The sequence below is a fragment of the Winogradskya humida genome, from assembly GCF_016862215.1.
GTDB classification, from domain to species: Bacteria; Actinomycetota; Actinomycetes; order Mycobacteriales; family Micromonosporaceae; genus Actinoplanes; species Actinoplanes humidus.
Genome location: NZ_BOMN01000056.1, coordinates 1 through 12,995, shown reverse-complemented (window position 1 = coordinate 12,995; position 12,995 = coordinate 1). Strand labels below are relative to the sequence as shown.

The following is a 12,995-nucleotide window of genomic DNA, read 5'->3' as shown; positions in this document are numbered from 1 at the left end:
CACCCTCCTAGCGGTAGTGACCCCTTCGCGACGATACACACATGTTTCGATAGCCCGCATTACGAGCGCAGCTTCAGATTCGTAAGAACCGTCACGTCGGCGCACCTGGCTGACCAGGCGCGCCGACGGACAGTCAGAAAGTCACGACGGAGCGCGCACCCTCTCCCCGGGTCATCCGCTCGAACGCCACGGGAACTTCGGCAAGCGTGATCCGGTCGGTGACCAGATGGTCCAGCTTCAGTGCCCCGGTCAGCACGTCCTGAGCCAACTGCGGCACCTCGAGGTCCGGGTCGGAGGAGCCATAGACCGAGGCCCGCAACGTACGCGCGGAGCTGAAGATCTCGAGCGCGCTCAGCTGAACCATGTCATCGCCCCGGCCCATGCCGACAACCGTGACCTGGCCACCGCGCCGCGTAGCCCGCCAGGCTGCCCGAATTGTCCCCGAGCGCCCCACACACTCGAACGAATGGTCAGCGCCACGCCCACCGGTCAGCACGCGCACGTCCTTGGACAGCGTGTCGCCCGAGACGATGAAGTCCGTGGCACCCGCGGCCTCGGCCAGCGCCTTCTTCGCGGCGGACACGTCAACCGCGATCACCGACGAAGCACCCGCAGCCCGCGCGGCCGCGACCACGGACAGCCCGACGCCACCGAGCCCGATCACCAGCACCGAGTCCCCGGACCTGACGCCGGCCGTGTTGCGGACGGCTCCCGTACCGGTGAGGACAGCGCACCCCAGCAGCGCCGCGCTCTCCCATGCGAGCGAGGACGGCACCTCGATCACCGCGTGAGCAGGCACCACAACTTCCTCCGCGAACGCACCCAGCCCCAGCGCCACCTGCAGCGGAGCCCCATCGAGCGTGCTGCCGTTCTCCAGCGCCGCGATGTTAGCGGTGGCGCAGAGCCACGGCTCGCCGTTCTCGCAGAACCAGCAGGTGCGGCAGGGCGGCGACCAGTTCAGCGCGACGTGCGCGCCGACCGGCACCCGGGTGACGTCGGGGCCGATCTCGACGACCTCGCCCGCGGCCTCGTGCCCCAGGACCAGGGGGTACGGCGGGTTCAGGGTCCCGTTGACCATGGACAGGTCGGAGTGGCAGACGCCGGCCGCGCGGATGCGTACCCGGATCTGGCCCGCTCCCACCTCGGGGAGCCGGATCTCCTCGACGGAAGGCGCCAGGCCCGCGGCGCGTACGACCAGGGCCTTCATCGCTGGATCGCCTTGGTCTGCTGGAACTCGGCGAGGCCGTGGACGCCCAGCTCGCGGCCGATGCCGGACTGTTTGTAGCCGCCGAACGGGGCCACCGGGTTGAAGGACGCGCCGTTCACGTCGACCGCTCCGGTGCGCAGGCGGCGGGCCACGGCGAGGGCGCGGTCGGGCGTACCCCAGACTCCGCCTGCCAGGCCGTAGCGGGAGTTGTTCGCGATGCGTACGGCGTCCTCGTCATCGTCGAACGCGATGATCGACAGGACCGGGCCGAAGATCTCCTCCTGCGCGAGCTCGCTGCCGGGGTCGACGTCGGCGAAGACCGTGGGGGCAACAAAATAGCCCTTTTCGGGTATGCCCGCATCGCCCGCGACCATCCGTGCACCCGCCCTGGAGATGAAGCCCTGCACCCGTTCGCGCTGCGCGGCCGAGACGAGCGGGCCCATCCGCGTACCGGAGTCGAACGGATCGCCGGTCGTGTACGCAGCAGCGGCGTCAGCGGCCAGCGAAACGGCGGAGTCATAGAGGTCGCGGTGCACCAGCATCCGCGTCCACGCCGTGCACGTCTGCCCGGAGTTGAGGAAGGCGTTGCCCACGCCCACCTTCACCGCCTTCGTGAGGTCGGCGTCCGCGAGGATGATGTTGGCGGATTTGCCACCGAGCTCGAGCGAGACCCGGGCGATCCGGTCCGCCGCCGCGTGCGAGATGGCCCGGCCGGTCGCCGTGGAGCCGGTGAAGGACACCATGTCGATGCCCGGGTGCCCGGCGATCGCCGCGCCGACCTCAGCGCCGGTGCCGGTGACCAGGTTGAGCACCCCGTCGGGCAGGCCCGCCTCGTCCGCCGCGTCGAAGAGCAGATAGGCCACGAGCGGCGTCAGCTCGCTCGGCTTCAGGACCACCGTGCAGCCCGCGGCGAGGGCGGCGGCCACCTTCGCGACGACCTGGTGCAGCGGGTAGTTCCAGGGCGTGATCGCGCCGACCACGCCGGCCGGTTCCCGCGCGATGAGCGAGTGGCCGATCGTCTCCTCGGGGGCCGGATTCGCGGCCAGGTCGGCGTACCCACGAAGAACCGCGAGGGGGAGTCCTGCCTGGACCGCCTTCGCGACCTTGAGCGGCGTGCCGAGCTCGAGCCCGACGGTCCGGGCGATCTCATCGGCGCGCGAGGCGAGCGCCTCGTGCAGTTTGCCGAGCATCGCGCCGCGCTCGGCCATCGGGGTGCGCGACCAGTCGTCGAACGCGGCGGTCGCGGCGGTCACCGCGCGCTCCACGTCCTCGGCGTTACCGGCCGGCACGTGGGCGATGATCTCCTCGGTGGCGGGGTTCTCCACCGGGATGGTGGCCCCCGAGTTCGCGGGGACCCATCGGCCGCCGAGGTAAAGGCTGTCCCGGTTCATCGCAGCACTCCGTCCTTCATGACTGTCAGACCTGTGATCACGGTTTCCAGGCCGAGCGCGAACGCCCCCTCGTCCACGCTGCGGCGGTGCTCGGCGAGCAGGTGGGCGTCGCGCAGGTGGGGGTAGCGCTCGGCGTACAACTGCGGGTCCTCGTCGAAGCCCAGGGCGAACGAGCCCAGGGCCGAGCCGGTGACCAGGTAACGCATCAGCGCGCCGATGTGGGTCGCCCGGGCGGGCGGCCAGCCGGCATCGATGAGCCCGCCGTAGACCGTGTCGGCCATGGCCAGCGCGGCCGGGCGGCGCCCGGGACCCTGGGCCAGCACCGGCACGACGTTCGGGTGCGCGGAGAGCACCGCGTGGTACGAGTGCGCCCAGAGCCGCAGCGCCTCCTGCCACTCATGGGTGGCGAAGAAGGACACGTCGACCTGGGCGATGACCGCGTCGGCCACCGCGTCGAGGATGTCGGCCTTGGTGGGGAAATGGTTGTAGAGCGATGGCCCGGCCACACCCAGCTCGGTGGCGAGCCGCCGGACCGAGACGGCCTCCAGCCCTTCAGCGTCGACCAGCTTGCTCGCCACGTCGACAATGCGATCGCGGGAGAGCAGGGTGTGTCTCGGACGGGCCACCGTTTTAACACTCCTGAAACTCTTTACTCCGGAAAACTTACACCGCTAGTTTTAGCACGTGGACTTTTCACTCAGCGACGAAGAGCGGGCTGTCCGTGACACAGCTCGCCAGTTCATCACCCGTGAAGTCATGCCGCTCGAGCAGGAGGCACTGCGCCGCGAGCGCAACCACCAGCCTGGCCTGGAGCTTAACGAGCTGCGCGAGCTGCAGCAGAAGGCGAAGAAGTTCGGCTTCTGGGGACTGTCGACCCCGGAGGAGTACGGCGGGATGAACCTGCCGGCGGTCATGCAGTCGCTGATCGTGACCGAGGTCGGCCGGACCTTCATCCAGTTCAAGTTCGGCGGCGACGCTGACAACATCCTGTACTACGCGAACGAGGCGCAGAAGCAGGAATACCTGATCCCCACGATCGAGGGCGAGCGGATCTCCTGCTTCGCCATCACCGAGCCCGGCGCCGGCTCGGACGCGGCGAACATCAAGCTCAGCGCCCGCCAGGACGGCGACGACTGGGTGCTCAACGGCGAGAAGACGTTCATCACCAACGGCAACGATGCGGACTTCGTCATCGTCGTCGCGGTCACCGACCGGGAGAAGGGCGTGCGCGGCGGCGGCACCACGGCGTTCCTGGTCGACCGGGACATGGGCTGGCGCTCCGAGTTCATCCAGACCATGGGCGAAGGCGGCCCCGCCTCGTTGATCTTCGAGGACGTGCGGGTTCCGGCCCGCAACATTCTCGGCGAGATCGGGCAGGGCTTCGAGTTGGGCATGAAGTGGATCGGCAAGGGCCGCTACCTGATCCCGTCGCAGGCGCTCGGCATCGCCGAGCGGGCGCTGGGCATGGCGGTCGACTACGCGAACACCCGCGAGACGTTCGGCCGCAAGATCGGTGAGAACCAGGCCATCCAGTGGATGATCGCGGACTCCGAGGTCGAGATCGAGGCGGCCCGCTGGCTGATCCTGCGCGCGGCGTGGACCGTCGACCAGGGCTGGGACATGCGGCACTCGTCCTCGATGGCCAAGCTGTTCGGCGCCCAGATGGTCAACAACGTGGTGGACCGGGTCATGCAGGTGCACGGCGGCATGGGCTACACCCGTGAGCTGCCGATCGAGCGCTGGTACCGCCAGGTCCGCCTGATGCGCATCTACGAGGGCACCGACGAGATGCAGCGCCTCATCATCTCCCGCGATCTGCTCCGCGGGTACACCAAGATCGGAGGGCACTTAGCGTGACAATGTTGTCGTTGGCCGCTGTATTGGCCGAAGGTGCACGCAAGTATCCGGACAAGGTGGCGGTGGTCGACGGGCCGTTGCGCACCACGTATCGCGAGCTCTGGCACCAGTCCCTGGCGTACGCCGCCGGCCTGCGCGAGCTCGGCATCGGCCCCGGCGACACCGTGGCGATGCTCATCCCCAACCTCACCGACTTCCCCCGGGTCTACTACGCGGCCCTCGCGGTCGGCGCCCGGGTCGTGCCGGTGCACCTGCTGCTCACGGCCGAGGAGATGGCGTACGTCCTGCGCGACAGCGGCACCGACCTGCTCGTGACGCACTCCAGTCAGCTGCAGACGGCCTCGACCGCCGCGCACAAGGCCGGCACCAAGCTGGCGAGTGTCGGCCCGCTGCCCCCGGACCTGCCCGGGGCGCCGCAGCGACTGGAGGACGCCGCAGCCGCGGTGGAGGCGCTGCCGACGTACGTGTCCCGCGAGGCCGAGGACGTCGCGGTCGTCTTCTACACCAGCGGGACGACCGGGGAGCCGAAGGGTGCGCTGCTCACCCATCTCAACCTGGTCATGAACGCGACGGTGAACGTCTTCGACGCCAACGAGGTGCGCACCGACGACGTGGTGATGGGCTGCCTGCCGCTGTTCCACACGTTCGGCCAGACCGTCGGCATGAACGGCACCTTCCGGTTCGGCGGGACGCTCGTGCTGCTCGCGCGGTTCACCGGGGAGGCCGCCGTCGACCTGATGGTGCGCGAGAACGTGACCGTCTTCCATGGCGTTCCGACGATGTACATCGCCTTGCTGGAGGCTGCCGCGAAGGCGGACACGCTCCCGGCGCTGCGACTCTGCGTTTCAGGCGGTGCGTCACTGCCCGTGGCCGTCCTGGAGAAGTTCGGCGAGACTTTCAACGCGAAGATCTACGAGGGGTACGGCCTGTCGGAGACCTCACCGACCGCCACGACCAACCAGCCGGCGTTCGGCACGAGAGCCGGCACGATCGGCCACGCGATCTGGGGCGTCGAGGTGGAGATCGCCCGCCCGGAGCTCGATGACCGGATCGAGCTACTGCCCACCGGCACGCTCGGCGAGATCGTGATCCGCGGTCACAACGTCTTCGCCGGCTATCTGAACCGGCCCGAGGACACCGCCGAGGCGGTCGTCGACGGCTGGTTCCGCAGCGGCGATCTGGGCACCAAGGACGCCGAGGGCTTCATCACCATCGTCGACCGCAAGAAGGACCTGATCATCCGTGGCGGGTTCAACGTCTACCCGCGCGAGGTCGAGGAGGCGCTGGCGCGGCATCCCGGCGTCGTCCAGGTCGCGGTGATCGGCGTGGCCGACCCGGTGCACGGCGAGGAGATCATGGCGGTCATCGTCCCTGACCAGGGCGAGAACACCGCTCTCAGCGCCGACGAGCTGATCGAGTGGTCGAAGGAGCGGCTCGGCAAGCACAAGTACCCGCGCAAGGTCCGCTTCGTCGAGCAGCTTCCGATGGGCCCGAGCTTCAAGGTGCTGAAGCGGGAGCTACGCCGGACGATCGGCGGACAGTAGCGCCGGCAGCTCGGCCACGATCGGGCGGTCGGCCGGCAGCCACGGCACGCTGTCCAGCTCGTCCGCCGCCAGCCAGCGCATGGCTGTGTGCTCCAGGGCGCGCGGCTCGTCGCCGTCCAGCAGCGTCACCTCGAAGACGCGCAGGACGGCGCGGCCGTGCGCCAGCGGTACGTCCGGGCCCACCCTGGCCCCCACCTTCACCCGCACGCCCAGCTCCTCCGCGCACTCGCGGGCCAGCGCGGCGGCGTCGGTCTCACCGGGCTCGACCTTGCCGCCCGGGAACTCCCACTTGCCTGCCGCCTCGGGCGGAGCTGAGCGCTCGCATGCCAGTACACGTCCGTCAGTGACGATCACCGCAGCCACAATTACTCTCGGTAGTTGGCGGCCGCCGGCAGGCTGTCCAAGGGGCATGAGCCAAGAGCGTGCCACAAAAGTTAACCGAACAGGTTGAACGATGCGTCCCGATCGTCACGCAAACACGGATATGTGGGCGTGGACATAGTTGACGACGAAGACAAGACTGGGGGCACCGACCATGACGACACGGCGACAGTTTGGCCACAAGCCTGCAACGACGCCAGGGAGGTGCGGTTCATGCGGGGCAGGAAATCACGGGGTGTCCGCTCCGATTACTTGAGCGATGCGCTCGCGGTGCTCGGCGGCTGGACGCAGGACGGCGTTCAGCTCAAACGCGAGCTCCCGTGCGACGACAGTCAGCACGCCGATCTGACGGAGAGAATAAAGGTAGCGGCGGACACGCTGCGCCTGCGGCCCCGGATCAACCGGACGGCCGGTCACACCCAGATCCTGCTGGGGCAGCCCGACGGCGACGCGATCACCGACGGTGAGGTCACGCTCGCGGCCCGCATCGAGGACGCGTATCGCACCGTGGTGGGCCGTCAGTAGCGGTGGCTCAGTAATCTTGGTGGCCATGACGGCACCCGTGTACGACAGCAAGGGCCAGTTCGAGCAGATCGAGTCCGGTCTGCTCGAGGGCGAGCAGATCATCGCGGTGTACGACGCGGTCGGCGTCGGCACCGGCTTCCTCGGCCTCACCACCCGCCGGGTGATCATCCAGGACAAGTCGTTCGCCGGTAAGCGCTTCGCGATCACGAGCATCCCCTACTCGAAGATCAGCTCGGTGAGCGTGGTCAGCAACAAGAGCTTCGTCGGCCAGTACTTCTCCACCGGCACCATCGCGATCACCGTCGGGCAGCACACCTACGAGGTCGAGTTCCGGGGCTCGGAGAAGACCCATCACGCCCACAACGTGATCCTGCACTACGCATCCTGACCCATCCTGCACTGCGCATACTGGCCCGTCCTGCACTGCGCATACTGGCCCAAAGGTGCGTCACCCACCACGGGTGGCGCACCTTTTTGCTTCATAGACGAAAGTTGATTCCTCTCGGGCGAAAGCGCCCCTTCCGTTACTAGCGTCACACGCCTGTAACAAAGAGGAAGGGATCCCCGCCCATGCTCTCTTTTCCCGCGGCTGCTCTGCTGACCGCCGCCCTGTTCGTCGTTCCACACCAGGCTCCCGACGCCGACCCGGCCGACTATCAGCAGGTCACCCTTGCCAAGGGCGTCGACGAGGTCGGCGAGCCGATGGCGATCGCGGTTCTCCCCGACCGCTCGGTGCTGCACACAGCGCGTAACGGCGCGTTGCGGCGTACCGATGCGAACGGCACCACCACCCTCGTCGGCACCCTCCCCGTCTACCAGCACGACGAGGAGGGGTTGCAGGGCGTCGGCGTCGACCCCGGGTTCGCCACGAACCGGCAGATCTACCTCTACTACGCGCCGCCGCTGACCACCCCCGGCGGCGACGCTCCGGCCACCGGCAGCGACTGGTCGGCCTGGCAGGGTGTCAACCGGCTCTCCCGGTACGCCCTCAACGCCGACTTCACGCTGGACGCCGCGAGCAAGGTGGACGTGCTCGACGTACCCGCCGATCGGGGTTTGTGCTGTCATGTCGGCGGCGACATCGACTTCGACGCGGCCGGCAACCTCTATCTGTCCACCGGCGACGACTCCAACCCGTTTGACTCGGCCGGCTACGCGCCGATCGACGAGCGGGCGGACCGCAATCCCGCGTACGACGCCCAGCGCAGCGCCGGCAACACCAACGACCTGCGGGGCAAGGTGCTGCGGATCAAGGTCGGGGCGGACGGGTCGTACACGATCCCCGACGGCAACCTGTTCGCCGAGGGCACCGCGAAGACCCGTCCCGAGATCTACGCGATGGGCTTCCGCAACCCGTTCCGGATGAGCGTCGACAAGGCGACCGGCGTCGTCTACCTGGGCGACTACGGCCCGGACGCGGGTGCGACGGATCCCGCGCGGGGTCCCGGCGGGCAGGTGGAGTTCAACCGGATCACCAGCGCGGGCAACTACGGCTGGCCGTACTGCACCGGCGCGAACACGAACTCGGAGACGTACAACGAATGGGACTTCGACACCGGCACCAGCGGCGCGAAGTACGACTGTGCGGGCGGCCCTGTCAACAACTCGTTCCGTAACACCGGCCTGGAGACGCTGCCCGCGGCCCGTCCCGCGTGGATCAAGTACGGCGGCGACAGCGGGACCCCACCCGAGTTCGGCGGCGGCTCCGAGTCACCGATGGGCGGCCCGGTCTACCACTTCGACCCGGCCCTCGACTCCCCCACGAAGTTCCCGCAGTCCTTCGACGGGCACTTCTTCGCCGCCGAGTTCGGCCGCGGCTGGATCAAGCCGATCGACGTCGCCGCGGACGGTTCCCCCGGCGAGATCTCGGCCTTCCCCTGGGTGGGCAAGCAGGTCATGGACATGGCGTTCGGCCCCGAGGGCTCGCTCTACGTCCTCGATTACGGCACCGGCTACTTCAACGGCGACGCCAACTCGGCGCTCTACCGCTTCGACTACCTGGCCGGCTCCAACCGGGCACCGACCGCGGCCGCGGCGGCGAACGTCACCAACGGCCAGGCCCCGCTGACCGTCGAGTTCTCCTCGGCCGGCTCGTCCGACCCCGAGGGTGGCCCGCTGACCTACTCCTGGGACTTCGGCGACGGCACCACTTCCACCGAGGCCAACCCTGCAAAGACCTACACAGCGGAGGGTACGCCCACAGCTGTGCTCACCGTGACCGACGCCGAGGGCCTGACAGGCACATCGAGCGTGACGATCACGGTCGGCAACACCGCGCCGACGGTCACCGTCAACGCCCCGGCGAACGGCGCACTCTTCTCCTACGGCGACACCGTCCCGTTCGACATCACAGTCACCGACCCCGAGGACGACTCGATCGACTGCACCAAGGTGACGATGACCTACGTGCTGGGCCACGACAGCCACGGTCACCAGATCACGTCACAGAACGGGTGCACCGGCGAGATCACGATCCCGGTCGACGGCGAGCACGACTCGGCGGCGAACATCTTCGCGATCTTCGACGCGCAGTACACCGACTCCGGTGGCCTGACCACGCACACCCAGCACACCCTGCAGCCCCGGCACCGCCAGGCCGAGCACTACAAGGCCTCCTCGGGCGTCGACCCGATCAGCAAGACGCAGGCCGAGGGTGGCCGGACGGTCGGCAATGTGGACAACGGGGACTGGGTCTCGTTCGAGCCGTACCGGCTGGACACCGCCACGTCGTTCACCGCCCGGGTCTCCTCCGGTGGGGCCGGTGGCACGCTGCAGTTCCGCACCGGCTCGCCGACCGGCACGATCATCGGCTCGGCCACCGTCCCGGTGACCGGCAGCTGGGAAACGTTCATCGACGTCACCGGGCCGATCAGCGGTGCCCCGGCGAGCACCGGGCCGCTCTATCTGACGTTCGCGGGCGGCAGCGGCGCCCTGTTCGATGTGGACTCGTTCACGCTCAACTCCGGTGACGAACCCGGCGTACTCGTCTTCTCGAAGACCGCCGGATTCCGGCACGACTCCATCGCGGCGGGCGTCCAGGCCATCAAGGAGCTCGGCGGTTTCGCGGTTACCGCGACCGAGGACGCGGCCGCCTTCACGACGGCGAACCTCGCGAACTACGACGCGGTGGTCTTCCTCAACACCACCGGGGACGTGCTGAACGCCGATCAGCAGACCGCGTTCGAGAGCTACATCCGGGGCGGGGGTGGCTATGTGGGCGTACACGCGGCTGCCGACACCGAATACGACTGGCCGTTCTACGGTGACCTGGTCGGCGCCTGGTTCGACTCGCACCCGGCGATCCAGCCGGCCGACGTGGTCGTCGAGGACCGCGCGCACGCGGCGACCGCGCACCTGCCGCAGCGCTGGAACCGGACCGACGAGTGGTACAACTACCGCACCAACCCCCGGTCGACGGCGCACGTCCTCGCCTCGCTGGACGAGGGCACGTACACCGGCGGTGGCATGGGTGCCGACCATCCGCACGCCTGGTGCAAGACGCTCGACGACGGCCGGTCCTTCTACACCGGCGGCGGGCACACCATCGAGTCGTACGCCGACCCGGCCTTCCGCACCCACCTGCTCGGCGGCCTCCGCTACGCAGCCGGGCAGACCAACGCCGACTGCCGGCCCGAAACCGGCTACACCACGCTCTACAACGGCACGACAACCGGCTGGTCGCAGGCGGGCCCGGGCGGCTTCACCAACACCGACGCGACCCTCAGCTCAACCGGCGGTCTCGGCCTCTACTGGTACGAGACGAAGGAGTTCACGGACTACTCCCTCAAGCTGGACTGGAAGCTCGCCGGTGACGACAACTCCGGCGTCTTCCTGGGCTTCCCGGCCTCGGACGACCCGTGGTCCGCAGTCAACAACGGCTACGAGGTCCAGATCGACGCCACCGACGCCGACGACCGCACCACCGGCTCGGTCTACACGTTCAAGGCCGCCGACCTGGCCGCCCGCGACGCCGCGCTGAACCCGCCCGGTGAGTGGAACACCTACGAGCTGCGCGTGGAAAGCGAGCGCCTGCAGGTGTTCCTCAACGGCGTCAAGATCAACGATTTCACCAACACCGACCCGGCCCGCTCCCTCGCCGGCCACATCGGCCTGCAGAACCACGGGGACGGCGACAACGCCTCGTTCCGCAACGTGCGGATCAAGGAGCTTTAATATTTGAGTACGCGGGTGGGCAGCGGGGTCTCGGTCACCGTGCCGTCCGCTGCCCGCTTCAGCTCGTATGCCTGGGGGCCCGCCTTGTCCGCCACCGCCTCGGCCATCCGGGTGCCGCGGAAGACCAGGCCGGCGCCGTCGTCGGTCGCATAACCATCGGGCAGCGTGCCGTCCGCGATGAACTCGTGCATCTTCGGGCGGCGCTGCTCCTCACTGTCGTAGTGCACGCCGTTGCTGTACGGCAGCCAGCCCAGCCCCTCGGTGAACGCGCGCAGGTCACGGCCGTAGCTGTCCGTGCTGCCGCCGGTGTGCCAGCAGATCGAGCCGGCCGAGACCCCGCCGAGCACGACCCCCGCCTGCCACGCCTCGTGCAGGATCTCGTCGAGGCCGTGCACGCGCCACACCGCGACGAGGTTCGCGACGCTGCCGCCGTTGACCCAGATGACGTCCTGATCGAGCAGGTGGGCGCGGATGTCGTCGTGGTTGGGCATCGGGAAGAGCTGCAGATGTGACGCTTGGTAATTGGTGCGGGCGAACGCCGCGTACGTCGCGCCGATCCAATCGGCGGGATCACCCACCGCCTGATGCAGGAAACAGAACTTGGCGGTGTCACCCGCCCCGGAGAGCTCGGCCGCGAAATGGTGGATCGCACCGGGTCGCATGTCGAAGGCTCCGTGCCTGCCGCGCTCGAAGCCGGCGCTGGTGGCGAGGATCGTGGGTTCCGCAGCAGTCATCGCGTCATCATGGCGCACGCGTCGGCCGTCTCCAGCACGAGGTCTGCGGCGGTGGCCAGCGCGGCACTCAGATGCACCGGGTCCCCGTCGATCCCGGCGAACAGCCTGTCGACCCGCTCCCTGAACTGCCCGGGGGCACCGGGCAGCGCCGCCGCCGACGCCACCGCGCCCTTCTCGTTGATCAACCAGCGCCCGGCTGCGCCGTGCAACGCGTGGACGCAGACACCGACGACTCGAAATAGACACCCGGCGATATACGCGGAATCACCGCGCGGTGCGGCCTTGCCCGCCACACCGACCAGGAAATCGGCCTCCCACAGGCCCTCCACGAGGGCGTCGCGCAGCGCGGACGGGTAGACCCTGGCACGTTCCCGCAGGTCGGCCAGCTCACCCGAGGGATCGGCCAGGATCCGGGCGAGGGCCACTTCCCCCGCGTACGCAAAATCGGCCACTCCCAGCGGATGGCCCACCTGCGTATGGAACGCGTAGTGACCCCGCTCCGCCCGCGCCCAGCAGTCGGCGACCCGATCAAGATCACGGTAGATCCAGTCCACCGCACCGCCATCGACGGTCAGCCAGCCCCCGCCGTCGACCCACGGCCCCCACTCACCCGGCGCGGTGACCCGGGCCGCCGGGCCACCCACCTCGCGCGCGAGCACGTTCAACGCCTCAACGTCGACCGGCCCGCGGTAGTACAGGCCGAGATCGGTGTCGGAGTCCGCGGTGTGCGTCCCCCGGGCCCGGCTGCCACCCAGCACCACCCCGGCCACCCCCGGCACCGCCACCAGCCGCTCGGCGAGCCCGGTCAGCCGCACATCACTGATCATCACGCCATCATGCAGGCCTACTGCTTGTCGCACCGGGTGGTGAGCTGCTTCGCGTCGAGGTTCGCGTCGCTGATCAGATCGAGATCCCGCTCCTCCTGGGACTTCGACGCGTCCGCACAGACCGCACTGCGCCTCTCGTCGCTCCGGCGCCGGTCATCCTTGTCGCGATCGGCGTCGTTGCGATCGGCGTCGTTGCGATCAGCGCTGGGGCGGGCGGCGTTGGGCTGGGCGGCGTTGGGGCGGGCGGCGTTGGGCTGGGCGGCGTTGGGGCGGGCGGCGTTGGGGTGGCTGGCGTTGTTCTGGCCGCTGGCGTCGTTTTGGCTGGCGCCAGGGCGGGCCACGTCGTTTTGGCCGGC

General features: G+C 68.9%; 12 protein-coding genes. 5 read left to right on the top strand and 7 right to left on the bottom strand.

Going from position 1 to position 12,995, the window contains the following annotated elements; translation table 11 throughout:
* Positions 1-133 precede the first annotated feature (133 nt).
* From Ahu01nite_RS21615 to Ahu01nite_RS21605, 3 genes are read right to left on the bottom strand one after another with little or no spacing between them, the layout of a single operon-like run.
* Positions 134-1,207 (bottom strand): alcohol dehydrogenase catalytic domain-containing protein, encoded by a 1,074-nt coding sequence (locus Ahu01nite_RS21615; protein WP_203838399.1) that lies wholly within the window; start codon positions 1,205-1,207, stop codon positions 134-136.
* Entirely contained in the window at positions 1,204-2,598 is a 1,395-nt protein-coding gene (locus Ahu01nite_RS21610) for an aldehyde dehydrogenase family protein (RefSeq protein WP_203838398.1), read from the bottom strand. Before Ahu01nite_RS21610 ends, Ahu01nite_RS21615 begins: the two co-directional genes overlap by 4 nt.
* Entirely contained in the window at positions 2,595-3,224 is a 630-nt protein-coding gene (locus tag Ahu01nite_RS21605) for a TetR/AcrR family transcriptional regulator (protein WP_203838397.1), read from the bottom strand. Before Ahu01nite_RS21605 ends, Ahu01nite_RS21610 begins: the two co-directional genes overlap by 4 nt.
* Positions 3,225-3,282: 58 nt before the next feature.
* On the opposite strand from Ahu01nite_RS21605, the gene Ahu01nite_RS21600 reads away from it, so the two are divergent.
* Positions 3,283-4,455: an acyl-CoA dehydrogenase family protein gene (locus Ahu01nite_RS21600; protein WP_203838396.1), complete on the top strand. Its 1,173-nt coding sequence runs from the start codon at positions 3,283-3,285 to the stop codon at positions 4,453-4,455.
* A 2-nt stretch (positions 4,456-4,457) separates the two neighbouring features.
* Positions 4,458-5,999: a long-chain-fatty-acid--CoA ligase gene (locus tag Ahu01nite_RS21595; RefSeq protein ID WP_239159038.1), complete on the top strand. Its 1,542-nt coding sequence runs from the start codon at positions 4,458-4,460 to the stop codon at positions 5,997-5,999.
* On the opposite strand, the gene Ahu01nite_RS21590 is transcribed toward Ahu01nite_RS21595, so the two are convergent.
* A complete protein-coding gene (locus Ahu01nite_RS21590; RefSeq protein ID WP_203838394.1) occupies positions 5,973-6,410 on the bottom strand; it encodes a (deoxy)nucleoside triphosphate pyrophosphohydrolase in 438 nt (145 codons plus the stop codon). The two genes, Ahu01nite_RS21595 and Ahu01nite_RS21590, sit on opposite strands and share 27 nt — an antisense overlap.
* A gap of 183 nt (positions 6,411-6,593) precedes the next feature.
* Between Ahu01nite_RS21590 and Ahu01nite_RS21585 the strand changes: the two genes are divergently transcribed.
* The 3 genes from Ahu01nite_RS21585 (at position 6,594) to Ahu01nite_RS21575 (ending at position 11,078) form a co-directional block, all read left to right on the top strand.
* Positions 6,594-6,905: a pterin dehydratase gene (locus Ahu01nite_RS21585; RefSeq protein WP_203838393.1), complete on the top strand. Its 312-nt coding sequence runs from the start codon at positions 6,594-6,596 to the stop codon at positions 6,903-6,905.
* 25 nt (positions 6,906-6,930) lie between these two features.
* Positions 6,931-7,293 carry a PH domain-containing protein gene (locus tag Ahu01nite_RS21580; protein ID WP_203838392.1) on the top strand — a complete coding sequence of 121 codons (363 nt, stop codon included), beginning with the start codon at positions 6,931-6,933 and terminating at the stop codon, positions 7,291-7,293.
* A gap of 182 nt (positions 7,294-7,475) precedes the next feature.
* The gene (locus tag Ahu01nite_RS21575; protein ID WP_203838391.1) at positions 7,476-11,078 is read left to right on the top strand and encodes a ThuA domain-containing protein; all 3,603 of its coding nucleotides are present in this window, start codon (positions 7,476-7,478) and stop codon (positions 11,076-11,078) included.
* On the opposite strand, the gene Ahu01nite_RS21570 is transcribed toward Ahu01nite_RS21575, so the two are convergent.
* The 3 genes from Ahu01nite_RS21570 to Ahu01nite_RS21560 form a co-directional block, all read right to left on the bottom strand.
* Positions 11,075-11,812: a Type 1 glutamine amidotransferase-like domain-containing protein gene (locus Ahu01nite_RS21570; RefSeq protein ID WP_203838390.1), complete on the bottom strand. Its 738-nt coding sequence runs from the start codon at positions 11,810-11,812 to the stop codon at positions 11,075-11,077. The two genes, Ahu01nite_RS21575 and Ahu01nite_RS21570, sit on opposite strands and share 4 nt — an antisense overlap.
* Positions 11,809-12,639 (bottom strand): nucleotidyltransferase domain-containing protein, encoded by an 831-nt coding sequence (locus Ahu01nite_RS21565; protein ID WP_203838389.1) that lies wholly within the window; start codon positions 12,637-12,639, stop codon positions 11,809-11,811. The genes Ahu01nite_RS21570 and Ahu01nite_RS21565 overlap by 4 nt, the downstream gene beginning before the upstream one ends.
* A 17-nt stretch (positions 12,640-12,656) precedes the next feature.
* A partial coding sequence (locus tag Ahu01nite_RS21560; RefSeq protein ID WP_438874808.1) for a hypothetical protein occupies positions 12,657-12,995 on the bottom strand: 339 nt, incomplete at its 5' end.